The organism is Pseudomonas sp. AC172 (genome assembly GCF_979258595.1).
Genome location: NZ_OZ409868.1, coordinates 4,147,337 through 4,168,785 on the forward strand (window position 1 = coordinate 4,147,337; position 21,449 = coordinate 4,168,785).

22 protein-coding genes and 1 other RNA gene are annotated in these 21,449 nt (G+C 58.8%); 6 read left to right on the forward strand and 17 right to left on the reverse strand.

The genetic code is table 11. The annotated features are described in order from the left end of the window. Positions 1–2: 2 nt before the first annotated feature. From mraY to rsmI, 9 genes are all read right to left on the reverse strand, one after another. Positions 3–1,085: a phospho-N-acetylmuramoyl-pentapeptide-transferase gene (gene mraY, locus ACZ0A4_RS18630; RefSeq protein WP_007917000.1), complete on the reverse strand. Its 1,083-nt coding sequence runs from the start codon at positions 1,083–1,085 to the stop codon at positions 3–5. Next, positions 1,085–2,452, reverse strand: a complete 1,368-nt coding sequence (locus ACZ0A4_RS18635) for a UDP-N-acetylmuramoyl-tripeptide--D-alanyl-D-alanine ligase (RefSeq protein ID WP_463575916.1) — start codon at positions 2,450–2,452, stop codon at positions 1,085–1,087. The genes mraY and ACZ0A4_RS18635 overlap by 1 nt, the downstream gene beginning before the upstream one ends. Further along, the gene (locus ACZ0A4_RS18640; protein ID WP_463575917.1) at positions 2,445–3,908 is read right to left on the reverse strand and encodes a UDP-N-acetylmuramoyl-L-alanyl-D-glutamate--2,6-diaminopimelate ligase; all 1,464 of its coding nucleotides are present in this window, start codon (positions 3,906–3,908) and stop codon (positions 2,445–2,447) included. The genes ACZ0A4_RS18635 and ACZ0A4_RS18640 overlap by 8 nt, the downstream gene beginning before the upstream one ends. Beyond that, positions 3,908–5,647: a peptidoglycan D,D-transpeptidase FtsI family protein gene (locus ACZ0A4_RS18645; protein WP_171057288.1), complete on the reverse strand. Its 1,740-nt coding sequence runs from the start codon at positions 5,645–5,647 to the stop codon at positions 3,908–3,910. Before ACZ0A4_RS18645 ends, ACZ0A4_RS18640 begins: the two co-directional genes overlap by 1 nt. Then, a complete protein-coding gene (gene ftsL / locus ACZ0A4_RS18650; RefSeq protein ID WP_007917008.1) occupies positions 5,647–5,940 on the reverse strand; it encodes a cell division protein FtsL in 294 nt (97 codons plus the stop codon). Before ftsL ends, ACZ0A4_RS18645 begins: the two co-directional genes overlap by 1 nt. Then, on the reverse strand, positions 5,937–6,884 hold the full coding sequence (gene rsmH / locus ACZ0A4_RS18655; RefSeq protein WP_007917010.1) for a 16S rRNA (cytosine(1402)-N(4))-methyltransferase RsmH: 948 nt from the start codon (positions 6,882–6,884) through the stop codon (positions 5,937–5,939). Before rsmH ends, ftsL begins: the two co-directional genes overlap by 4 nt. Beyond that, complete coding sequence (gene mraZ, locus ACZ0A4_RS18660; RefSeq protein WP_007917012.1) at positions 6,881–7,336, reverse strand: division/cell wall cluster transcriptional repressor MraZ; 456 nt, start codon at positions 7,334–7,336, stop codon at positions 6,881–6,883. Before mraZ ends, rsmH begins: the two co-directional genes overlap by 4 nt. 402 nt (positions 7,337–7,738) lie before the next feature. After that, an RNA gene (gene rnpB, locus ACZ0A4_RS18665) (RNase P RNA component class A) lies at positions 7,739–8,092 on the reverse strand. 73 nt (positions 8,093–8,165) lie between these two features. Next, positions 8,166–9,038, reverse strand: a complete 873-nt coding sequence (gene rsmI, locus ACZ0A4_RS18670) for a 16S rRNA (cytidine(1402)-2'-O)-methyltransferase (protein ID WP_463575918.1) — start codon at positions 9,036–9,038, stop codon at positions 8,166–8,168. 209 nt (positions 9,039–9,247) lie between these two features. On the opposite strand from rsmI, the gene ACZ0A4_RS18675 reads away from it, so the two are divergent. From ACZ0A4_RS18675 to ACZ0A4_RS18690, 4 genes are all read left to right on the forward strand, one after another. Further along, positions 9,248–11,059, forward strand: coding sequence for a penicillin-binding protein activator (locus ACZ0A4_RS18675; RefSeq protein ID WP_463575919.1), 1,812 nt, complete (start codon positions 9,248–9,250; stop codon positions 11,057–11,059). Beyond that, positions 11,059–11,421: a YraN family protein gene (locus tag ACZ0A4_RS18680; RefSeq protein ID WP_034156479.1), complete on the forward strand. Its 363-nt coding sequence runs from the start codon at positions 11,059–11,061 to the stop codon at positions 11,419–11,421. The genes ACZ0A4_RS18675 and ACZ0A4_RS18680 overlap by 1 nt, the downstream gene beginning before the upstream one ends. A gap of 104 nt (positions 11,422–11,525) precedes the next feature. Beyond that, complete coding sequence (locus ACZ0A4_RS18685; protein WP_007917022.1) at positions 11,526–12,119, forward strand: phosphoheptose isomerase; 594 nt, start codon at positions 11,526–11,528, stop codon at positions 12,117–12,119. Then, positions 12,116–12,694 carry a BON domain-containing protein gene (locus ACZ0A4_RS18690; protein ID WP_007917023.1) on the forward strand — a complete coding sequence of 193 codons (579 nt, stop codon included), beginning with the start codon at positions 12,116–12,118 and terminating at the stop codon, positions 12,692–12,694. The genes ACZ0A4_RS18685 and ACZ0A4_RS18690 overlap by 4 nt, the downstream gene beginning before the upstream one ends. A 51-nt stretch (positions 12,695–12,745) precedes the next feature. Here ACZ0A4_RS18690 and ACZ0A4_RS18695 read toward each other — a convergent pair whose 3' ends face one another. From ACZ0A4_RS18695 to rplM, 7 genes are all read right to left on the reverse strand, one after another. Next, a complete protein-coding gene (locus ACZ0A4_RS18695) occupies positions 12,746–13,159 on the reverse strand; it encodes a ClpXP protease specificity-enhancing factor (protein ID WP_397484268.1) in 414 nt (137 codons plus the stop codon). A 16-nt stretch (positions 13,160–13,175) separates the two neighbouring features. Next, entirely contained in the window at positions 13,176–13,793 is a 618-nt protein-coding gene (locus tag ACZ0A4_RS18700; RefSeq protein WP_007917025.1) for a glutathione S-transferase N-terminal domain-containing protein, read from the reverse strand. 146 nt (positions 13,794–13,939) lie between these two features. Then, entirely contained in the window at positions 13,940–14,722 is a 783-nt protein-coding gene (locus ACZ0A4_RS18705; RefSeq protein ID WP_463575920.1) for a cytochrome c1, read from the reverse strand. Continuing rightward, a complete protein-coding gene (locus ACZ0A4_RS18710) occupies positions 14,722–15,933 on the reverse strand; it encodes a cytochrome b (RefSeq protein WP_093430693.1) in 1,212 nt (403 codons plus the stop codon). The genes ACZ0A4_RS18705 and ACZ0A4_RS18710 overlap by 1 nt, the downstream gene beginning before the upstream one ends. Continuing rightward, on the reverse strand, positions 15,933–16,526 hold the full coding sequence (gene petA / locus ACZ0A4_RS18715) for a ubiquinol-cytochrome c reductase iron-sulfur subunit (RefSeq protein WP_003228055.1): 594 nt from the start codon (positions 16,524–16,526) through the stop codon (positions 15,933–15,935). The genes ACZ0A4_RS18710 and petA overlap by 1 nt, the downstream gene beginning before the upstream one ends. 270 nt (positions 16,527–16,796) lie before the next feature. After that, complete coding sequence (rpsI, locus tag ACZ0A4_RS18720; protein WP_008080273.1) at positions 16,797–17,189, reverse strand: 30S ribosomal protein S9; 393 nt, start codon at positions 17,187–17,189, stop codon at positions 16,797–16,799. Between the two features lie 14 nt (positions 17,190–17,203). Continuing rightward, on the reverse strand, positions 17,204–17,632 hold the full coding sequence (gene rplM / locus ACZ0A4_RS18725; RefSeq protein ID WP_007917032.1) for a 50S ribosomal protein L13: 429 nt from the start codon (positions 17,630–17,632) through the stop codon (positions 17,204–17,206). A gap of 245 nt (positions 17,633–17,877) precedes the next feature. Between rplM and ACZ0A4_RS18730 the strand changes: the two genes are divergently transcribed. Continuing rightward, the gene (locus ACZ0A4_RS18730) at positions 17,878–18,918 is read left to right on the forward strand and encodes an NADP(H)-dependent aldo-keto reductase (RefSeq protein ID WP_007917033.1); all 1,041 of its coding nucleotides are present in this window, start codon (positions 17,878–17,880) and stop codon (positions 18,916–18,918) included. 101 nt (positions 18,919–19,019) lie between these two features. On the opposite strand, the gene ACZ0A4_RS18735 is transcribed toward ACZ0A4_RS18730, so the two are convergent. Then, on the reverse strand, positions 19,020–20,156 hold the full coding sequence (locus tag ACZ0A4_RS18735) for an acyl-CoA dehydrogenase family protein (protein ID WP_095112414.1): 1,137 nt from the start codon (positions 20,154–20,156) through the stop codon (positions 19,020–19,022). Between the two features lie 250 nt (positions 20,157–20,406). Here ACZ0A4_RS18735 and ACZ0A4_RS18740 point away from each other — a divergent pair, with 250 nt between their 5' ends. Next, positions 20,407–21,303, forward strand: coding sequence for a GlxA family transcriptional regulator (locus ACZ0A4_RS18740; RefSeq protein WP_171057287.1), 897 nt, complete (start codon positions 20,407–20,409; stop codon positions 21,301–21,303). Positions 21,304–21,449 lie beyond the last annotated feature (146 nt).

Sequence of the window (21,449 nt, forward strand, 5' to 3'; positions counted from 1 at the left end):
TTCTACCTCAGCTTCAGGGTGGCAAGGCCGATCAGCACGAGAATCACGGTGATGATCCAGAAACGGACGATCACGCGCGGCTCGGGCCAGCCCTTGAGTTCAAAATGGTGGTGGATCGGTGCCATGCGGAACACACGGCGACCGGTCAGCTTAAAAGACGCAACCTGAATGACGACTGACAGGGTTTCCATCACGAACACGCCGCCCATGATGAACAGGACGATTTCCTGACGGACGATCACCGCGATGGTGCCCAGTGCCGCGCCGAGTGCCAGCGCACCGACGTCGCCCATGAACACCTGCGCCGGGTAGGTGTTGAACCACAGGAAGCCCAGACCGGCACCGATCAGCGCGCCGCAGAACACAATCAGCTCGCCCGCGCCCGGTACGTAAGGGATCAGCAGGTACTCAGCGAATTTCACGTTACCCGACAGGTAGCAGAAAATGCCGAGGCCACCGCCAACCATCACGGTCGGCATGATCGCCAGACCGTCGAGGCCGTCAGTCAGGTTGACCGCGTTGCTCGAACCGACGATTACAAAGTAGGTCAGCACGATGAAACCCAGGCCCAGCGGAATGCTGTAGTCCTTGAGCATCGGCAGGATGAGCGTGGTTTCCACCGGGGTGGATGCGGTCATATAAAGGAAGATCGCCGCGCCGAGGCCGAACACCGACTGCCAGAAATACTTCCAGCGGCTCGGCAAACCACGCGAGTTCTTCTCGATGACTTTGCGGTAATCATCGACCCAGCCGATGGCGCCGAACAACAGGGTTACCAACAAGACAGTCCAGACGTAGCGGTTGCTCAGGTCAGCCCAAAGCAAGGTGCTGACGCCGATCGAAGACAGAATCAGCGCGCCGCCCATGGTCGGTGTACCCGACTTGGACAGGTGCGATTGCGGGCCGTCGTTACGCACGGATTGCCCGATCTGACGGTTCTGCAGGGTGCGGATCATCCACGGGCCATAGCACAGCGACAAAACCAGCGCAGTCAGTACACCGAGAATCCCGCGCAGGGTCAGGTACTGAAAGACTGCGAAGCCTTTGTAGAACTGTTGCAGATACTCCGCTAGCAGCAGCAGCATTAATGTTTCTCCAGACTGGACCCGCACAGAGCCGCAACGATGTTTTCCATCGCTGCACTGCGCGAACCCTTGATCAAAATAGTGGTGTTTGTGTCCTGCTCGGCGTCGAGGGCCTGAATCAGTTCGGCTTGGCTGCCGAAGTGATGCGCCTGTTCACCGAAAGCGTTTACGGCGTGAACCATGTTTGGCCCAACGGCATAAAGCGCGGAAACCTTGCCCCGGGCGTACTCGCCCACGTCGCGGTGCCCCTGCTCCGCCCAATCGCCCAACTCGCCGATATCTCCGAGCACCAGGACGGTGCGGCCGGAAAAGCCGGCGAGTATATCAACGGCCGCGCACATTGAGGTGGGGTTTGCGTTGTAAGTGTCATCGATCACGCGCATGCCGTTTTTCGCCAGCTGCGCGACGGTGCGACCCTTGACCGGTTGCACGGCGCCAAGCCCGGTGGCGATGCCGAACAGCGACACGCCCAAAGCGTGTGCGGCAGCGGCGGCGGCCATGGAATTGGCGACGTTGTGGGTGCCGAGCAGGTTCAGTTGAACGCGCTCGGCACCTTCAGGTGTGTGCAGATTGAAGGCCGGGCAACCACGGGCATCGGTGCTCAGATCGCTGGCGTAGAAATCCGCCTGAGTGTTGCTCAGGGCGAAGGTCAGCACCTTGCGAGCACCCGCACGGGCCTTCCATATACCGAAGGCCTTGTCATCGAGGTTAAGCACGGCGATGCCATCGGCCGCCAGCCCGTCGATGATTTCGCCTTTGGCTTCGACGATTTTCTCCGGCCCGCCAAACTCACCGACGTGAGCCGTGCCGGCATTGTTGAGGATCGCCACGTGCGGCTTGGTCAGACCCACGGTGTAAGCGATTTCGCCGAGGCGCGAGGCGCCCAGTTCGATCACCGCCGAGGTGTGTTCCGGGGCCAGTTCGAGCAGGGTCAGCGGCGCGCCGAGGTCGTTGTTCAGGTTGCCACGGGTCGCCAATACCGGACCGCGCGTGCGCAGGATGCTCGCAAGCATTTCCTTGACCGTGGTCTTGCCGCTGGAACCGGTAATCGCGGCGACTGGCTGAGTGAACGCGGCACGGTTCAAGGCACCCAACTGGCCAAGGGCCTGACGGGTGTCTTTGACCAGCAGTTGCGGCAGCGTGCTGTCGGCGACTTCGCGCTCGACCAGCGCGGCAACGGCGCCTTTGGCAGCGACATCATTCAGATAGTCATGACCATCGAAACGCGGACCGGTCAGGGCAATAAACAGTTGGCCGGGCTGAATCGCGCGACTGTCGATGCTGACGCCGTCGAAACTGGCATCGGCAGCAATCAAACGTGCGTCGAGCGCGTTGGTCAGTTCGCTGAGTTTGAGGGCCTTAAGCATGGGCTACCTCCCAAGCGGTCAGGGCGTGATCGGCCTCGACCAGATCAGAGAAGGCATGGCGTTCGCCGTTGATTTCCTGATAGTCCTCGTGACCTTTACCGGCCAGTACGACCACGTCATCGGCGGACGCGCCGGCAATCAGTTGCGCAATCGCCTGGCCACGGCCGGCGACGAAGGTGACTTTATCCACAGCAGTGAATCCGGCGCGGATGTCTTCGAAAATCACCGCTGGATCTTCAGTACGCGGATTGTCGTCGGTGACCACGACCTGATCGGCCAGACGCTCGACCACTTCGGCCATCAACGGACGTTTGCCGCGATCACGATCGCCGCCGCAGCCGAACAGGCACAGCAGTTGACCTTTGACGTGCGGGCGCAACGCGGTCAGGACTTTTTCCAGCGCATCCGGGGTGTGGGCGTAATCGACCACCACCAACGGCTGCGTGCCGCCACCGAGACGCTGCATGCGCCCGGCCGGGCCTTCGAGTTTCGGCAACACTTTGAGAATTTCGTCGAGCGCGTAATCCAGACCCAGCAAGGCGCCGACCGCCGCCAGAACGTTGCTCAGGTTGAAACGGCCGAGCAGCGTGCTGCGCAGATGATGTTCACCCTGCGGCGTCACCAGCGTGGCGCGCACGCCGTGGTCGTCGAACTGCGCTTTGCGGCAATACAGATAGGCGCTGCTGTCGAGCAGGCTATAAGTGATCAGGCGCGATTCACGTTTTTCCGCAGCCAGTTGCCGGCCGAAATCGTCGTCGAGGTTGACCACGCGGCACTTCAGGTCATTCCAGGCGAACAGCTTGGCCTTGGCCTCGGCGTACGCCTCCATGCTGCCGTGATAATCCAGATGATCGCGGGACAGGTTGGTCATCACCGCGACGTCGAACGCCAGCGCCGTGACGCGGCCCTGATCCAGACCGTGGGACGACACTTCCATGGCCACGGCTTTGGCGCCGGCCTTTTTCAGGTCGCCCAACGTCGCTTGCACGGCGATCGGGTTTGGCGTGGTGTGCAGACCGCTTTGCAGTGCGCCATAGAAGCCGGAACCCAAGGTGCCGACGATGCCGCAATGCTGGCCGAGCAGATCCAGTGCCTGCGCGACCAATTGGGTCACGCTGGTCTTGCCGTTGGTGCCGGTCACGCCAATCAGATTCAGGTGATGGCTTGGCTCACCGTAAAAACGCCCGGCGATGTCCGACAGCTGCGCTGCCAGGCCTTTGACCGGAATCAGCGGCACGTCAGTGATCGGCAGCACGGTAGCGCCTTCCACTTCATAAGCCACAGCCGCCGCACCACGCTGCAATGCGTCGGCAATGTGCGCACGGCCATCGAATTTTCCGCCAGGCACGGCGAGGAACAGATCGCCCGCGCGTACGTTGCGGCTGTCCAGCGCCAGTTCACGGATCAACAGATCGTGGCCGGCGTGGGGGAATATCTTGTTCAGACTTAATGACATCAGCCGCGCCCTCCATTGGCTTTCAGCGGAACGACCGGGGTGGCGTTGGCTTGCTGCGTCGCCGGCAGGTTGTCCGGCGTAACGTTCATCAGGCGCAGGGTGCCGGACATCACACGGCTGAACACCGGCGCGGAAACCAGACCACCGAAGTAACCGGCCTTGGACGGCTCATCGATCACCACAACAATCGCGTAACGCGGGTCGCTCATCGGGCCGAAACCGGCGAACAGCGAGCGATAAGAGTTTTCCGCGTAGCCCTTGGTACCCACCGAGGTCTTGCGCGCGGTACCCGACTTGCCAGCCACGTGATATGCCGGCACCTGCGCACGGAACACGCCACGCGGCGCCTCGATCACCTGAGTGAGCATGCCTTGCATGGTTTTCGCGACGGCTTCCGGCAGCACTTGCGTGGTCTGCGGCGGTTTGTCGGTTTTGATCAGGGTCAGCGGCGCGAGACGACCGTTGTTGGCCAACGCCGAGAACGCATGAACCAGTTGGATCGCGGTCACGGAAATACCGTAGCCGTAGGACAGCGTTGCGGTTTCAGCCTTGCGCCATTCGCGGTAGTTCGGCAGGTTTCCGACACGTTCGCCCGGGAAGCCGAGGCCGGTGTCCTGGCCGAGGCCGACTTTCTGCGCGAGACGGAAAATCGTTTCGCCGCCGATATCGAACGCGACCTTACTCATGCCGACGTTACTGGAATTGATCAGGATGCCGGTCAGGTCGAGCACCGGACCTTCCGTCTTGGAAACGTCCTTGATCGTGTACTTGCCGATCTGCAGGGAGCCCGGATACACCTCGACGGTGTCGCTCGGTTTCCAGCGGCCGGTTTCGATCGCGGCGCTCATCGAGATGGCTTTCATCGTTGAACCGGGTTCGAACACGTCGATCATCGCGCGGTTACGCATCATTGCCGGTTGCAGGTTGCGGCGGTTGTTCGGGTTGTAGGTTGGCTGGTTGACCATGGCCAGAATCTCGCCGGTCTTGACGTCCATGATCACCAGACTGCCGGCCTTGGCGCCGTTCTCGATGATCGCGTTACGCAGCTCGCGGTTGGCCAGATATTGCAGACGCAGGTCAATGGACAACGCCAAGGGCTTGCCGGCCTTGGCGTTTTTGGTGACCTGGACATCCTTGATCAGCCGACCGCGCCGATCCTTGATGACCTGTCGTTTGCCCGGCACCCCAGCGAGCCATTCGTCATAAGCGAGTTCGACACCTTCGCGACCGTGGTCATCGATGTCGGTAAATCCGACCATGTGCGCAGTGACTTCACCGGCCGGGTAGAACCGGCGGAATTCTTCGATGCCGTAAACGCCCGGCACTTTCAGGTCGAGCACAGACTGGCCCTGCTCAGGGGTCAGCCCGCGCACCAGATAAATGAATTCTTTGTTGGCCTGGGCTTCGAGGCGTTCGGTCAGGGCTTTCGGGTCCTGCCCCAGCGCGGCAGCGAGTGCCGGCCATTTCTCTTTCGCCGTTTGCATTTCCTTGGCGTTAGCCCACAGTGTGGTCACCGGGGTACTCACGGCCAAAGGCTCGCCGTTACGGTCGGTGATCAGACCACGGTGAGCGGGAATCGGGATGTGACGCAGGCTACGTGCGTCGCCCTGACCTTTGAGGAAGTCACGGTCGACCACTTGCAGGTCGATGATGCGCCAGCAGATCGCCGCGACCATCACGCCGAGCAGCGCCACCATCAGGCGGAAGCGCCATGGGAACAGTGCGCCTTCGAGTTTCATCATGGCGCCACCATCTTCACGTCAGCCGCGCCGGGGATGTGCATTTTCAGTTGTTCGGTGGCCAGCACTTCGATGCGGCTGTGCGCGGTCCAGGTGCTTTGCTCAAGAATCAGGCGACCCCACTCGGCCTGCGCCTTGTCGCGCACGCTGAGTTCGTTATAAAGGGTATTGAGCAACTGCCGGTTCCAGTGCGCGCTGTACGACACGGCGATGGCCGAGACGAGCACGCCGATGAACAGCAGCAGCATCAGAAAGCTGCCGCCGGGCAGTGGCTTGGCGAAAAGCTTGCTCACCGCAGCTTCTCCGCGACGCGCATGACGGCGCTACGGGAACGTGGGTTGGCTTTGAGTTCGGCGTCGGAGGCCGTCTGCGCTTTGCCATGGACTTTGATTTTCGGTTCGAACGCCACGTGGCGAACCGGCAGGTTGCGCGGCAGGTTATCGGCTTCGCCTTTCACCAGCTTGCGCATGAACAGTTTGACGATACGGTCTTCCAGCGAGTGGAAGCTGATCACCACCAGGCGACCGCCGACTTCCAGAGCATCCAGCGCCGCTTCGAGGCCGGCTTCCAGATCACCCAGTTCGTTGTTGACGTGAATGCGCAAACCCTGGAAGGCGCGGGTGGCCGGGTTCTTGCCCTTTTCCCATGCCGGGTTGGCGACTTTCAAGACTTCAGCCAGATCAGCGGTGCGCTCGAACGGTTTGATGTCGCGGCGCTCGGCGACGGCGCGAGCCATACGACCGGAAAAACGTTCTTCGCCGTATTCCTTGAACACCCGGGCGATTTCCTCAGCCGGCGCGGTGTTGACGAATTCGGCAGCGCTGATACCACGGGACGGGTCCATGCGCATGTCGAGCGGGCCGTCATTGAGGAAACTGAAGCCACGCTCAGCGTCGTCCAGTTGCGGTGAGGACACGCCGAGGTCCAGCAGAATACCGCTGACCTTGCCGCTCAAGCCTTGCTCGGCAACCACCGAACCGAGCTCGGCAAAGCTGCGCTGCACAACGACAAAGCGGCCGTCTTCGGCCGCTAGCGTTTGCCCGGTGGCAATCGCTTGTGGATCTTTGTCGAATCCGATGAGCCGACCGTCCGTGCCGAGCTGGCTGAGGATCAACCGGCTATGGCCACCGCGCCCGAACGTTCCGTCCAGATAGCAGCCATCAGGACGTACGGCGAGAGCCTCGACGGCTTCGTCAAGCAGTACGGTGATGTGGTTAAAGCCGCTATCAATAGTCACAGGATCAAATCACGCAGTTCATCAGGCATCGCGCCCGGTTGTTGAATAGCAGCAAGGTCAGCGGCAGATACCGCGTTCCATGCATCCTCGTCCCACAATTGGAACTTGTTCAGTTGGCCTACCAGCATCGCGCGCTTATCGAGCTTGGCGTATTCGCGCAGACGCGGTGGAACCAGAAAACGACCGCTGCCATCGAGTTCGAGGTCGACGGCATTACCAATCAGCAAACGTTGCAGGCGACGGTTCTCTTCGCGAAGCGAAGGAAGCGCACGCAACTTGGTTTCAATAATTTCCCACTCGTCGAGGGGATAGACACACAGACACGGATCAACGGCATCAATGGTCACGATCAACTGGCCGGAACTGCGCGAATCGAGCTCGTCACGGTACCGGCTCGGCATAGCGAGACGGCCCTTTGCGTCGAGACTGATAGCGTTAGCTCCGCGAAACACGTCTGCGTTTCTCCAATTTTTATCGTTTTGAGCTCAAAAAACCCACTTCATGCCACTTTCCGCCACTTGCGCACACTATAGGAATGCGCCCACCACACCGTCAAGGCGCGGATTAAAGGAAAACCCTTACAGAACGGAGATTTAGGAGCATAAAAGGAGGAGTAACGACAATCTGACGGAGACTTTCGACCCATAACTTGATGCAGCACTGATAGCTGCGCTCGAAAGTTAAAGTAATTTGTTAAGAGTAAGATTTTTTCGGTATTACAAAAGCGCTTCTGCTGTTGATTGAAGCAAGGTGGGAAATGGCTATTACTGCGTTTGCCGCTGCCGAACTTTCAGAGCAGGCCTGCTGATATAACACAGCCCTGTTGCCAATGATTCAAGCAGGGAAAGAAAAAGGTGGAGAGTCGATCTGTAAGCCGGGTTCTGTCTTGAACAGTCATTCGTCTACGATGGCCATCACTGGACATCTTTAGCAACCTACCCGGTCCCAGCGCGGGCCACGCCTTGGGACCCTATTTGGTCTTGCTCCAAGTGGGGTTTACCTAGCCACGAACTGTTGCCAGACGTGCGGTGCGCTCTTACCGCACCTTTTCACCCTTACCGGCGCCGAAGCGCTTAGGCGGTTATTTTCTGTGGCACTTTCCGTAGGCTCACGCCTCCCAGGCATTACCTGGCACTTCGCCCTATGGAGCCCGGACTTTCCTCCCCCCCCTAATTTTCATAGAGGGCAGCGACTGTCCGATCGACTCTCCGCCGCGAAGGTTAACGGCAGAGCGCCCGAAGAACAAGCGCTAAAAGTCTCAAGACCGCCATGGGCGACGGCTTACACGCCTTTCTGTTTATCCAGCGCGACCTGATACAACACGTTTTTGCGCTCGCCGGTAATCTGCGCCGCCAACGCAGCAGCTCGCTTGAGCGGCATTTCTTCGAGCAGCAGCTCAAGGATGCGCATCGCCTCGCTGCTGACTGCATCTTCAGACTCCGGCGCGGTCCAGCCAGCCACCAACACGACGCATTCGCCGCGCTGCTGATTGCTGTCCGACTCGACGAACGCGCGCAGCTCGGCCAGCGGCAGACCTTTGAGCGTTTCAAAGGTTTTGGTTATTTCGCGGGCGAGCAATGCCTGACGCTCACCACCAAATACTGCTTCCATATCCTGCAGACATTCAAGAATGCGGTGCGGGGCTTCATAGAAGATCAACGTGCGCGGCTCTTCCTTGACGGCTTCCAGTCGCGCCTTGCGCCCGACAGATTTGGCCGGCAGAAAACCTTCGAAGATGAAACGGTCGGACGGCAGACCGGCCGCCGACAGCGCGGCGATAAGGGCACAAGCTCCCGGCACCGGCACCACATTGATTCCAGCCGCGCGAGCTTGGCGAACCAGGTGATAACCCGGATCGGAAATCAGCGGTGTCCCCGCATCGGAAATCAGCGCCACGTTGTCACCGGCCAGCAAGCGGGTAATAAAGCGGCTACCTTCATCTCGTTCATTGTGTTCGTGACACGCGGCCAGCGGCGTGCCGATCCCGAAGTGCTGCATCAGGCGCGCCGAGTGGCGGGTGTCTTCGGCAGCAATCAAGGCCACTTCGCGGAGGATCTTCAGGGCACGGGCGCTGATGTCGTCCAGGTTGCCGATGGGCGTCGCCACCACATAAAGCGAGCCAGCAGCGGAATTCAGGGAACCTGGAGCAGTCAAAGCGCACACCTCATGATCGTAAAAGCGGCCATTGTAGCGCGTCACGAGGCTTGCGATGCGTTCCAGCCGAACCCGGTTTTGCGTGCCGTTGTGCGCCGCCGCAACATTTACTCCAGCTAAATTGTCCGTTTCACGCCACTAACATCGCGCCCCGGCCAGTGCTTGGGTACAATTCGACGCTAATTTGATCGAGTATCAGGAACACTTACATGATCGCTTGCCTGCGGCTGTTCACTGCCCTCTGCCTCGCTGCCTTGTTGGCGGCGTGCGCCAGCTCCCCTTCCTCCAGCCTTGGCGAACTCCCACGGACTCCGGATGCCAGCATCGAGCAACTGCTCGAACAGGCTACCCAGGCGAAAACCCCGGAAAAAGCCGCTCTGTTGCGCCTGAGCGCTGCGGACCTGGCTTATCGCCAGGGCAATGCCGGTCAGTCTGCGCAGATCCTGCAACAAGTGCCGATGGAGCAACTGAAGCCCGGCCAGCAGATTTTTGCCAGCACGCTGAATGCCGAACTGGCGATGACCCGCAATCAGCCGAAAGCCGCGCTGACTGCCCTGAGCCATCCAAGCCTGCAACATTTGGGCGAAATGCCTGAAGAGCAGCAAGTGCGCACCGGCACCGTGCATGCCCGCGCCCTTGAAGCCGATGGCCAGACTTTGGCTGCCGCCCGCGAGCGTGTGTTTATCGCGCCGATGCTGCAAGGCGAAGCCGCGAGCAAGAACCACGAAGCGATCTGGACCCTGATCGGCTCGCTGCCAACTGATCAACTGCAACCCAACACCACCGATGATCTCGGCGGTTGGATGGGCCTGGCCATGGCAGTGAAATCTGCCGGCACTCTGGAACAGCAACAAGCCGCTATCGACACCTGGCGGGCACAGAATCCAAAGCACCCGGCCGCAATCAACCTGCCGCTGCCGCTGACCAAACTCAAGGAACTGGCCAGCCAGCCACTGAGCAAAATCGCCCTGCTGCTACCACAGGACGGCCCGCTGGCCGCTGTCGGCAAGGCACTGCGTGAAGGCTTCATGGCTGCGCACTACCAGGCTCAACAGGCCGGACAAAAACCGCCAGCGATCGAGTTCTACGACAGCTCCAAGCTGACCTCGATGGACGAGTTCTACCGCAAGGCTCAGGCTGACGGCGTGCAACTGGTTGTCGGCCCGCTGGAAAAACCACTGGTCAAACAGCTGAGCACCCGTCCGCAACTGCCGATCACCACCCTCGCGCTGAACTACAGCGAAGGCGATCAAGGCCCGGCACAACTGTTCCAGTTTGGTCTGGCTGCTGAAGACGAAGCCCGCGAAGTCTCGCGCCGCGCCCGTGCCGATGGCCTGCATCGCGCCGCGATCATGGTGCCGAAAGGCGAATGGGGCGACCGTGTACTGCGCGCGTTCAGCCAGGACTGGCAGGCCAACGGTGGCAGCATCGTCGCTACTGAACGCGTTGATCAGCCGGTGCAACTGGCTCAGCAGATCGCTGAGATGTTCCAGCTGCGTCAGAGCGAAGCCCGCGCCAAGAGCCTGCAAAATGCCGCTGGCACCAACGTAGCCGCGCAGCCGTCGCGTCGTCAGGACATCGAGTTCATCTTCCTTGCTGCCACGCCGCAACAGGCGCAACAGATCAAGCCGACCCTGAACTTCCAGTACGCCGGTGACGTTCCGGTTTACGCGACCTCGCACGTTTACAGCGCCAGTGGCGACGTCAACCAGTACAACGACATGAACGGCATTCGCTTCTGCGAAACCCCATGGCTGCTGGACTCCAGCGACCCACTGCGTCAGCAAGTGGTTGCGCAGTGGCCACAAGCCGCCGGCAGCCTCGGCCGCCTGTACGCAATGGGTGTCGATGCCTATCGCCTGGCGCCGCGCCTGGGTCAACTCAAAGCCCTGCCGGACAGCCGCATCGATGGTGAGTCGGGCAGCCTTGGCATGACCCAGACCCAGCGTGTTGTACGTCAGCTGCCTTGGGCGCAGTTCGTCAGCGGCCAGGTTCAACGCCTGCCGGACACCCCGCGCTGATGCCCGACAGGTCACGCTCGCAAAGCGGCAAGGATGCCGAGCGCCAGGCGCTCGAGCATCTGCAACAACAAGGTCTGCGCCTGCTGGCGCAGAACTGGTTTTGTAAACGCGGCGAGCTTGATCTGGTCATGCTTGATGGCGATACAGTAGTATTCGTTGAAGTTCGCTACAGAAAAAACACCCAATGGGGTGGCGCGCTCGCTAGCATCGATGGGCGCAAGCAGCAGAAACTGATTTTCGCTGCGCAGTATTTTCTTCAGCGCGAGTCGCGTTGGGCCAATTCCCCCTGCCGCTTCGACGTGGTGGCCATCGATAGCCATCCGGATCAGCTGAACTGGTTGCAGAATGCTTTCGACAGTTGATCGTCGGCGTTGCGACCCGGACAATCCCACCGACAAATTTTGCTCTTTGCTTTGCGGGCTGCACATTCATGTGCCGGACAGCCGCGCTACTTAAGGTCACACAGATGGACATGCAATCCCGAATTCGCCAGCTTTTCCAGGCCAGTATCGACACCAAGCAACAGGCGATGGACGTACTTGCACCGCACATCGAGCAAGCCAGCCAGATCATGGTCAACGCCCTGCTCAACGAAGGCAAAATGCTCTCGTGCGGCAACGGCGGCTCAGCCGGCGATGCCCAGCATTTCTCTTCCGAGCTGCTCAACCGCTTCGAGCGCGAGCGTCCGAGCCTGCCGGCCATCGCCCTGACCACCGACACCTCGACGATCACCTCGATTGCCAACGACTACAGCTACAACGAAGTGTTCTCCAAACAGATCCGTGCGCTCGGTCAGCCAGGCGATGTCTTGCTGGCGATTTCGACCAGCGGCAACTCGGCGAACATTATTCAAGCGATCCAGGCCGCACATGATCGCGAAATGATTGTCGTAGCTATGACCGGACGCGATGGTGGCGGCATGGCGTCGCTGCTGTTGCCCGAGGACGTCGAGATTCGCGTACCGGCCAATGTCACTGCACGTATTCAAGAAGTCCACTTGCTGGCGATCCATTGCCTTTGCGATCTGATCGACAGCCAACTGTTCGGGAGTGAAGAATGACCCCTAATCGCCTTGGCCTTCTGGCCTTGACCCTGTGCCTCGGCATCAGCGGCTGCACCTCGGTGGTAAACGCCAGCCGTGAAGCACCGATCGACGACGATCGTGGCACCCGCACCTTCGGCAGCAAGATCGACGACTCGTTGATCGAAACCAAAGTGGGCGTGAACGTGGCCAAGGCCGACCCGGCCCTGGACAACGATTCGCACATCGTCGTCACCAGTTTCAACGGTGTTGTCTTGCTGGCCGGTCAAACCCCACGCGCGGACTTGAAAGCCAAGGCCGAGCAAGCGGCAGCCGCTGTCCAACGGGTAAAAACCGTTCACAACGAACTGCAGGTCATACCGCCATCCGGTTTCCTGGCGCGCCAGAACGACACCTGGCTGACCTCCAAGATCAAGACCCAGATGCTCACCGACGCCAGCATCCCTGGCTCGCGCATCAAGGTTGTGACCGAGAACGGCATCGTCTACTTGCTCGGCCTGCTGACCAAACAGGAAGCCACTCAGGCGACCAATCTGGTTCAGGGTGTTTCCGGCGTACAGAAAATCGTCAAGCTGTTCGAGTACATCGACTGACAGCCGAAACGCGCACATAAAAAAGGCGATCCATCCGGATCGCCTTTTTTATTACTTCACCACTTTCAAACTAGGCCGGCCGCTAGGGCGCGGCGGCTCGCTGTCCGGCGGCGGCATGTCGTCATCCGACTCGATCTCTTCCTCGTCATCCATCGGCGACTCGAGATCAAACACCATGCCCTGACCGTTCTCCCGGGCGTAGATACCCAGGATCGCGCTGATCGGCACGTACAAGCTGTGCGGGACGCCACCGAAGCGACCTTCGAAGGTCACCACGTCGTTGTCCATGTGCAGATGACGCACGGCACTTGGCGAGATGTTCAGGACAATCTGCCCGTCACTGGCGAAACCCTGCGGCACCTGCACCGCCGGGTATTCAGAGTTGACCAGCATGTGTGGGGTGCAATCATTATCAACAATCCACTCGTAGAGCGCGCGGACCAGATAAGGTCGACTGGAGTTCATAGCGGCTCCTTAAGCCTTAGCGCATATCGCGTTCGACACCAGACAGACTCGCCTGGAAAGCCTCACGCGCAAACGAGCGCTCCATATAATCAAGCAGCGGCTTGGCCGGCCGCGGCAATTCAATACCCAGAATCGGCAAACGCCAGAGTATTGGTAATAGGCAGCAATCCACCAGACTTTGTTCCTCACTGAGGAAAAACGGTTTGTCGGCAAACAGCGGCGACACGCCCGTCAGGCTTTCACGCAATTCCTTGCGCGCCACGACACGCGCGGCCTCCTTGGACTTGGGATCCAGAATCAGATCCACCAGACCACACCAGTCACGCTGAATGCGATGAATCAGCAGACGACTGTTGGCACGCGCCACCGGATAAACCGGCATCAACGGCGGGTGCGGGTAACGCTCATCCAGATATTCCATCACCACGGTCGACTCCCACAACGCCAGGTCACGATCGACCAGCGTAGGGAGACTGCCGTAAGGGTTCACCTCAATCAGTTTAGGCGGCTGGCGACCAGCTTCCACATAAATGATCTCGGCGCTGACACCCTTCTCTGCAAGCACAATGCGCACTCGGTGGGAATAGTGGTCGGCGGGGTCGGAGTAACAGGCCAACCGATTGGTCACGCCCATGGCGATCCTCCTCGCTTGTTGAAATTATCGGAACCGGAAAAACGCGCGCGCCCAGAGGGCGCCTCCCGCAACATCCGGCTGACCGGACGTTGCGTTATCGGAGGCGCCCTTGGGCGCGCGCGATTAACAGCAATGCTTGAAGCGTATCAGTGCACGTCTTTCCAGTATTCACGCTTGAGCAGGTAGGCGAACACAAAGAAGAACGCCAGGTACAGCAAGACATAAGTACCGATGCGCTGATGTTGCAGCTTAACCGGGTTAGCCGAGTAAGCCAGGAAGGTTACCAGATTCTTGACCTTCTCATCGAACTGCTCTTCGTTCAGAGCACCGGATTTCGGCACGATGGTCAGTTGATCGCACGCTTCATGGGTCAGAGGCGTACCGGTCAGCGGGTCATATTGCTTCTTGCCGTCTTCGACGATCTGCACCTGCTTGCAACCCACGACCTGACGACCTTGCAGGCCGACCAGCACGTTAGGCATGCCGACGTTCGGGAAGACCTTGTTGTTGACACCCCATGGACGTGCAGGATCCTCGTAGAACGAACGCAGGTAACCGTAAAGCCAATCAGTGCCACGCACACGAGCCACCAGCGTCAGATCCGGTGGCGCTGCGCCGAACCAGGTCTTGGCGTCAGCAGGCTGCATGCCGATGTTCATGTGATCGCCGATCTTGGCACCGGTAAACACAACCTTTTCCAGCATCATTTCGTGAGGAATGCCCAAGTCATCGGCAACCCGCTCATAACGCTGGAACTTGGCACTGTGGCAACCCATGCAATAGTTGGCAAAGGTACGTGCGCCATCCTGCAGCGCAGCGTTGTCGGAAACGTCGATGTCGACCTTTTCCAACTCCGGACCACCGTGTTCAGCGGCGAAGGACAGAACAGGCAGAGCAGCAAAAATCAGAGCCAAAAATAACTTTTTCATCAGCCAGTCACCCTTTCCGGAACCGGTTTGGTCTTCTCGAGCCTGGTGTAGAACGGCATCAGGATGAAGTACGCGAAGTACAGGAAAGTGCAGACCTGCGACAGCAACGTCAGAGACGGCGTCGGAGCTTTCACGCCAGTCCAGCCAAGCAGCACAAAACAAACGCAGAATATGACGAGCCAGACTTTGCTCATCCAGCCTTTATAGCGCATGGATTTGACCGGACTGCGATCAAGCCACGGCAGGACAAACAGGAAAGCAATTGAAGCGCCCATGGCGATAACGCCCATGAGCTTGTCAGGGATTGCTCGCAGGATCGCGTAGAACGGCGTGAAGTACCAGACCGGCGCGATATGCTCAGGCGTCTTAAACGGGTTGGCCGGCTCGAAGTTTGGTTTTTCGAGGAAATAGCCCCCCATTTCCGGGAAGAAGAACACAATAAAGCAGAAGATAAACAGGAACACCACGACACCGACAATGTCTTTCACGGTGTAATACGGGTGGAAAGCAATGCCGTCTAGCGGGATGCCGTTTTCGTCTTTGTGCTTTTTGATGTCGACGCCGTCAGGGTTGTTCGAACCCACTTCGTGCAACGCCAGAATGTGCAGCACCACCAGACCGAGAATCACGATCGGCAGCGCCACAACGTGCAAGGCGAAGAAGCGATTCAGGGTGATCCCGGAGATCAGATAGTCACCACGAATCCACTGGGTCAGGTCGTTGCCGATGACCGGAATCGCGCCGAACAGCGAGATGATCACCTGGGCACCCCAGTAGGACATCTGGCCCCACGGCAGCAAATAACCCATGAACGCCTCGGCCATCAGCGCCAGGTAAATCAGCATGCCGAATACCCAGACCAGCTCGCGCGGCTTCTGGTACGAGCCGTAAAGCAGACCCCGGAACATGTGCAGATACACCACGATGAAGAACATCGAAGCGCCGACAGCGTGCAGCAGGCGCAAGATCGAGCCGTGATTGACGTCACGCATGATGCCTTCGACGGATGCAAAGGCCTCTTCTGCCGATGGCGTGTAGCTCATCGTCAACCAGACACCGGTGACGAGCTGGTTGACCAGCACCAACAGCGCCAGGGAGCCAAAGAAATAGAAGAAGTTGAAATTTTTTGGAGCGTAATACTTGCTGAGATGGTCTTCCCACATTTTGGTCGCAGGAAAGCGCGCATCAACCCAATCCATGAACTTGCTCATCACGCTTTCTCCGTATCGACGCCAATGACAATCAGATCATCGGTCTCATAGGAATGCGGGGGAACTGGCAGGTTCAAAGGCGCAGGTTGCGACTTGTAGACGCGGCCAGCCAGATCGTAGTGGGAACCGTGGCAAGGGCAGAAATAGCCACCGACCCAGTCCTTGCCGAGATCTGCAGGTGCCACTTCGGGACGGAAAGTTGGTGAGCAACCCAGGTGCGTGCAGATCCCGATCAGCAGCAGAATTTCCGGCTTGATCGAACGCACTTCAGGGTCGACATAGGTGGGTTGCGTGGAGTTTTTGGAGGTTGGATCGGAGAGCTGGCCCTCGATCTTCTTGAGATTCCCCAGGATTTCCGCAGTACGGCGGACAATGAACACCGGCTGGCCGCGCCATTCAGCAATCATCTGCTGTCCTGGCTCGATTTTGCTGACATTCACTTTCACCGGTGCACCGGCGGCTTTCGCCTTGGCACTGGGAAACCATGACCCCACGAACGGGACCGCAGCCCCCACCGCTCCTGCAGCACCCACCACGGATGTGGCTGCTACCAAGAAGCGACGCCGGCCTGCATTCACGCCGTCATTGCTCATTCAGTCCTCTCCCATCAGCTTTTGTGGCCTGTTAAATCAGGCATCTACTAAATAAATCAATGTTACTTATAAAAATTTTGCCGAGATGGTAATGAAAAGCCCCAATTCTGACAAGGGAATTACCCAGAGCTCATACCCTCAAGCCTTGCAGTATAGGGGGTCTACGGAAGTGGCAAGTTGTCGCAGCGCAATTCTTTGATAAATCACAGGCATAAAAAAACGCCCGCTTCCGTGAGGAGGCGGACGTTCTTTTTGAACGCGGAAGCGGAATTAACGCTTCGAGTACTGCGGACGCTTACGCGCTTTACGCAGACCAACTTTCTTACGTTCAACTTCACGGGCGTCGCGAGTAACGAAGCCAGCTTTGCGCAGAGCGCCACGCAGGGTTTCGTCGTAGTCCATCAGAGCGCGAGTGATGCCGTGGCGGATTGCGCCAGCTTGACCACTTACACCACCGCCGATCACGGTGACGTAGATGTCGAACTTCTCGACAGTCTCAGTCAGCTCCAGCGGCTGGCGAACTACCATGCGGGCAGTTTCACGGCCGAAGAAGTTTTCCAGCGAACGGTTGTTGATGGAGATGTTACCAGTACCCGGACGCAGGAAAACGCGTGCGGTTGCGGTCTTGCGACGGCCAGTGCCGTAATTTTGAGTCGCCGACATAATGTACTATTCCGTTAAAACTTCAGTTCTTGGGGCTGCTGAGCAGTATGTGGGTGTGCAGCGCCCGCATAGACTTTCAGCTTACGGTACATGTCGCGACCCAGTGGGTTTTTAGGCAGCATGCCTTTAACCGCGGTCTCGATCACGCGCTCAGGGGCTTTAGCGATCAGCTTTTCAAAGTTGATCGACTTGATGCCGCCCGGGAAACCGGAGTGGGAGTAGTACATTTTGTCAGTGGTTTTAGCACCGGTAACACGAATCTGCTCAGCATTGATTACGACGATGTAGTCGCCGGTATCAACGTGAGGAGTGTACTCAGGCTTGTGCTTGCCACGCAGACGGCTCGCGATTTCGGTGGCCAGACGACCCAGGGTCTGACCAGCAGCGTCGACGACAAACCAGTCGCGCTTTACTGTTTCCGGTTTAGCAGTAAAAGTTTTCATTCTTTATAGCCTCAGGGGCCGCCCTGTAAATTAGACGGCGGATCTTACTGAATAGTGCGTACTTTGACAAGTCAAAGGCAGCCGGATACAGACGCTTTCGGGGGCTCGGGTCGGCGCGTCCGTTCAACGGCAAGATTCTTCGGCGGCGGCGCATCACTTCCACTGCAGAAAGAGGTCGGCAATTATGCAGATTGCGAAAAATATTTCAACCTGCTTTTATGATTGTTTTGCCCAAGGAGCACCTGATGGACTATCGCCAGCTAGGCCGTACCGACCTGAACGTGAGTGCAATCTGCCTCGGCACCATGACCTGGGGCGAGCAAAACACTGAAGCTGAAGCCTTCGCGCAGATAGAAAGGGCCAAGGAAGCCGGGATCAATTTCATCGACACCGCCGAGATGTACCCGGTGCCGCCGAAAGCCGAAACCTACGCCACCACCGAACGCTACATCGGCAATTACTTCAAAAGTCGCGGCGACCGCGCCGACTGGATCCTTGCCAGCAAGATCGCCGGCCCGGGCAACACCATCGACTACATCCGCGACAAAAACCTGCGCCACAATCGCCAGCACATCACCGCAGCGGTGGACGCCAGCCTCGAGCGCCTGCAGACCGACTACATCGACCTGTACCAACTGCACTGGCCGGAGCGCAGCACCAACTTTTTCGGACAGCTGGGCTACAAGCACAAGATCGAAGCCAACCTGACGCCGCTCGAAGACACCCTCGAAGCACTCGACGAACAGGTGAAGGCCGGCAAGATCCGCCACATCGGCCTGTCCAACGAAACCCCGTGGGGCACCATGCGTTTTCTCGCACTGGCCGAAGCCCGTGGCTGGCCGCGTGCGGTGTCGATCCAGAACCCGTACAACCTGCTCAACCGCAGTTTTGAAGTGGGGCTGGCGGAAATTGCCATCCGCGAACAGTGCGGCTTGCTGGCTTATTCGCCGCTGGCGTTTGGTTTCCTTTCAGGTAAATACGAAGGTGGCGCCCGCCCGCCGAAAGGCCGTCTGAGCCTCTACAGCCGCTTTAGCCGCTATTTCAACGCTCAGTCGGAAGCAGCGTGCAGCCGTTATGTGGCGCTGGCCCGTGAACACGGTCTGGATCCGGCGCAGATGGCGCTGGCGTTCGTCACACAGCAACCGTTTGTCACCAGCAACATCATTGGCGCGACGACGCTTGAGCAACTGGACAGCAACATTGCCAGTTTCGATCTGAAACTGTCGGATGAGGTGCTGGCAGGGATCGAGGCGATTCACAAGGATCACCCGAATCCTGCACCTTGATTGACCGCTAGAAGCTTCGCGAGCAGGCTCGCTCCCACAGGTACGGTGATCCCCTGAGGGAGCGAGCCTGCTCGCGAAGAGGCCCGCCAATGCAGCGAAGATCAAAGCGACCGCGCAATGATCTCCTTCATGATTTCATTGGTGCCGGCATAAATCCGCTGCACCCGCGCATCCGCCCACGCCCGGGCTACCGGGTATTCCCACATGAAACCGTAGCCGCCATGCAACTGCACACATTCGTCGAGCACCTTGCATTGCAGATCGGTGCCCCAGTATTTCGCCATCGCTGCCGTCGGCACATCCAGTTTGCCTTGCAGGTGAAGCTCCAGACATTTGTCGACGAACACTCGGCCGATCTGGATTTCAGTCGCCATCTCGGCCAGCTTGAAGCGCGTGTTCTGGAAATCGGCAATGGCCTTGCCAAACGCCTTGCGATCTCGGGTGTAATCGAGCGTCCACTGCAACGCTGCTTCGGCTGAGGCGAGGCCACCGATCGCCACTGTCAGGCGTTCCTGCGGCAATTCCTGCATCAGGTAAGCGAAGCCTGCCCCGGCCTGTCCCAGAAGGTTTTCCTTGGGCACACGCACATCCTGGAAGAACAGCTCCGAGGTGTCTTGCGCCTTCATGCCGACTTTCTCCAGGCGCTTGCCCTTGTCGAAGCCCGGCGTATTCGCTTCCACCAGAAACAGGCTGGTGCCCTTGGCGCCGGCCTTCGGATCGGTCTTCGCGACCACGATCACCAAGTCCGCCAGAAAGCCGTTGGTGATAAAGGTTTTCGAGCCGTTGATCACATATTCATCACCGTCCAGCACGGCCGTGGTCTTCACACCTTGCAGATCGGATCCCGCGCCCGGTTCGGTCATGGCAATGGCCGTGACCATCTCGCCCGAAACCAGTTTCGGCAGGTATTTGTGCTTCAGTGCTTCACTACCGTAATGCAGGATGTACGGCGCGACAATGTCCGAATGCAGCGAGAAACCGATCCCGGTCAGACCAAGCCGGCCGACCTCCTCGATCACCACTGCGCTGTACAAAAAGTCCGCCCCCAACCCACCGTACTCTTCAGGGAGGTGCGAGCAGAGCATCCCCGCCTCGCCTGCCTTGTTCCAGAGTTTGCGGTCGATATAGCCTTGCTTCTCCCATTGCGCATGAAACGGCACGGCCTCTTTTTCAAGGAAGGTTCGTACGCTGTCGCGAAACAATTCGTGCTCGGGGCTAAACAAGGTTCTGGGGATCATGCGGCACCTTTCTTTCTTGTTGGAGGGAGATGACCTTCAGAGACTAAGCCTCCCCTGTGACACAGGACACTGGACACATCCGACAAAAAATAAGACGATCCAGCCGTCTGGTGACCACTTTCCCTTATAAAAACAAAACAAAAGTTGAATTATGTCCAAGCAAGTCTCCACGCCCTTGCGGCGCGTCAGCATCCTGGCAATCGACCGGGTTTTCGCCTCCACTCTCATGCAAGCCAAGGATTTCTTCCATCTGGCCAGCCTGCGTTATGGCAAACAACTGGGCCACGGCCTGACACCGGCGTTCGAAACACGCCTGGTCAGCCCCGACGGCAAACCGGTGAACAGCTTCAGTGACGTGGTGATGCCGGTCGATGGTGGCCTGGAAAACGCCGACGTCATTATCCTCCCGGCGTTCTGGGACGATTTCGATACGCTGTGCAGCCGTTATCCACAAGTCCTGCCGTGGCTGCGCGAACAACACTCTCGCGGCGCCGTGCTGTGCGGCGAAGCCACCGGGGTGTTCTGGCTGGCCGAGGCCGGTCTGCTCAACGGCAAGGAAGCGACCACCTACTGGCGCTTCTTCAATGCCTTCGCCGAGCGCTTCCCCAAGGTTTATCTCAATCAGGACAAGCACCTGACCGATGCCGACAACTTGTATTGCGCTGGCGGCACCACCTCAGCCTGCGACCTTTACATCTACTTGATCGAGCGTTTCTGTGGGGCCAACGTCGCGCAAGCCGTAGCCCGCGACATTCTTTACGAAGTGCAGCGCAGCTATGCGCCGGGACGCATCGGTTTCGGCGGGCAGAAACTGCACCAGGACGTGATCATCCTGCAGATCCAGCATTGGCTCGAAGAGCATTTCGCCGACAAATTCCGCTTCGAAGACGTGGCGCGTGAGCATGGCATGAGCATTCGCAATTTCATGCGGCGCTTCCAGACGGCCACGGGTGACAAGCCGCTGCATTACTTGCAACGGCTGCGTATCGAGACGGCGAAGGGCTTGTTGTCCGGCAGCCGCAAGAGCATCAAGACCATCAGTTATGAGGTCGGTTACGACGACGCGAGCTTCTTTGCGCGGTTGTTCCGTCAGCACACTGAACTGTCGCCGAACCAGTATCGGCAGCAGTTTCAGCAGGCTGCATAGCCTTCCTGCAACAGCGCAATTCCAATGTGGGAGCCTGCTCGCGAATTCGGTTTCACACTCAACAAAATTGTTGGCTGACACACCGCCTTCGCGAGCAGGCTCGCTCCCACAGGGGAAATCAGTGCCAATAAAAAGGGCCTGCAATT

What these genes read in the sequence shown, in the direction of transcription:
- rpsI (WP_008080273.1), bottom strand. Translation starts at nt 17,189, where the DNA reads ATGTCGGCGACTCAAAATTACGGCACTGGCCGTCGCAAGACCGCAACC.
- mraY (WP_007917000.1), bottom strand. Translation starts at nt 1,085, where the DNA reads ATGCTGCTGCTGCTAGCGGAGTATCTGCAACAGTTCTACAAAGGCTTC.
- ACZ0A4_RS18680 (WP_034156479.1), top strand. Translation starts at nt 11,059, where the DNA reads ATGCCCGACAGGTCACGCTCGCAAAGCGGCAAGGATGCCGAGCGCCAG.
- ACZ0A4_RS18640 (WP_463575917.1), bottom strand. Translation starts at nt 3,908, where the DNA reads ATGTCATTAAGTCTGAACAAGATATTCCCCCACGCCGGCCACGATCTG.
- rplM (WP_007917032.1), bottom strand. Translation starts at nt 17,632, where the DNA reads ATGAAAACTTTTACTGCTAAACCGGAAACAGTAAAGCGCGACTGGTTT.
- ACZ0A4_RS18645 (WP_171057288.1), bottom strand. Translation starts at nt 5,647, where the DNA reads ATGAAACTCGAAGGCGCACTGTTCCCATGGCGCTTCCGCCTGATGGTG.
- ACZ0A4_RS18695 (WP_397484268.1), bottom strand. Translation starts at nt 13,159, where the DNA reads ATGAACTCCAGTCGACCTTATCTGGTCCGCGCGCTCTACGAGTGGATT.
- ACZ0A4_RS18690 (WP_007917023.1), top strand. Translation starts at nt 12,116, where the DNA reads ATGACCCCTAATCGCCTTGGCCTTCTGGCCTTGACCCTGTGCCTCGGC.
- ACZ0A4_RS18700 (WP_007917025.1), bottom strand. Translation starts at nt 13,793, where the DNA reads ATGGGCGTGACCAATCGGTTGGCCTGTTACTCCGACCCCGCCGACCAC.
- ACZ0A4_RS18735 (WP_095112414.1), bottom strand. Translation starts at nt 20,156, where the DNA reads ATGATCCCCAGAACCTTGTTTAGCCCCGAGCACGAATTGTTTCGCGAC.
- ACZ0A4_RS18685 (WP_007917022.1), top strand. Translation starts at nt 11,526, where the DNA reads ATGGACATGCAATCCCGAATTCGCCAGCTTTTCCAGGCCAGTATCGAC.
- petA (WP_003228055.1), bottom strand. Translation starts at nt 16,526, where the DNA reads ATGAGCAATGACGGCGTGAATGCAGGCCGGCGTCGCTTCTTGGTAGCA.
- ACZ0A4_RS18710 (WP_093430693.1), bottom strand. Translation starts at nt 15,933, where the DNA reads ATGAGCAAGTTCATGGATTGGGTTGATGCGCGCTTTCCTGCGACCAAA.
- ACZ0A4_RS18705 (WP_463575920.1), bottom strand. Translation starts at nt 14,722, where the DNA reads ATGAAAAAGTTATTTTTGGCTCTGATTTTTGCTGCTCTGCCTGTTCTG.
- ACZ0A4_RS18635 (WP_463575916.1), bottom strand. Translation starts at nt 2,452, where the DNA reads ATGCTTAAGGCCCTCAAACTCAGCGAACTGACCAACGCGCTCGACGCA.
- ACZ0A4_RS18730 (WP_007917033.1), top strand. Translation starts at nt 17,878, where the DNA reads ATGGACTATCGCCAGCTAGGCCGTACCGACCTGAACGTGAGTGCAATC.
- ACZ0A4_RS18675 (WP_463575919.1), top strand. Translation starts at nt 9,248, where the DNA reads ATGATCGCTTGCCTGCGGCTGTTCACTGCCCTCTGCCTCGCTGCCTTG.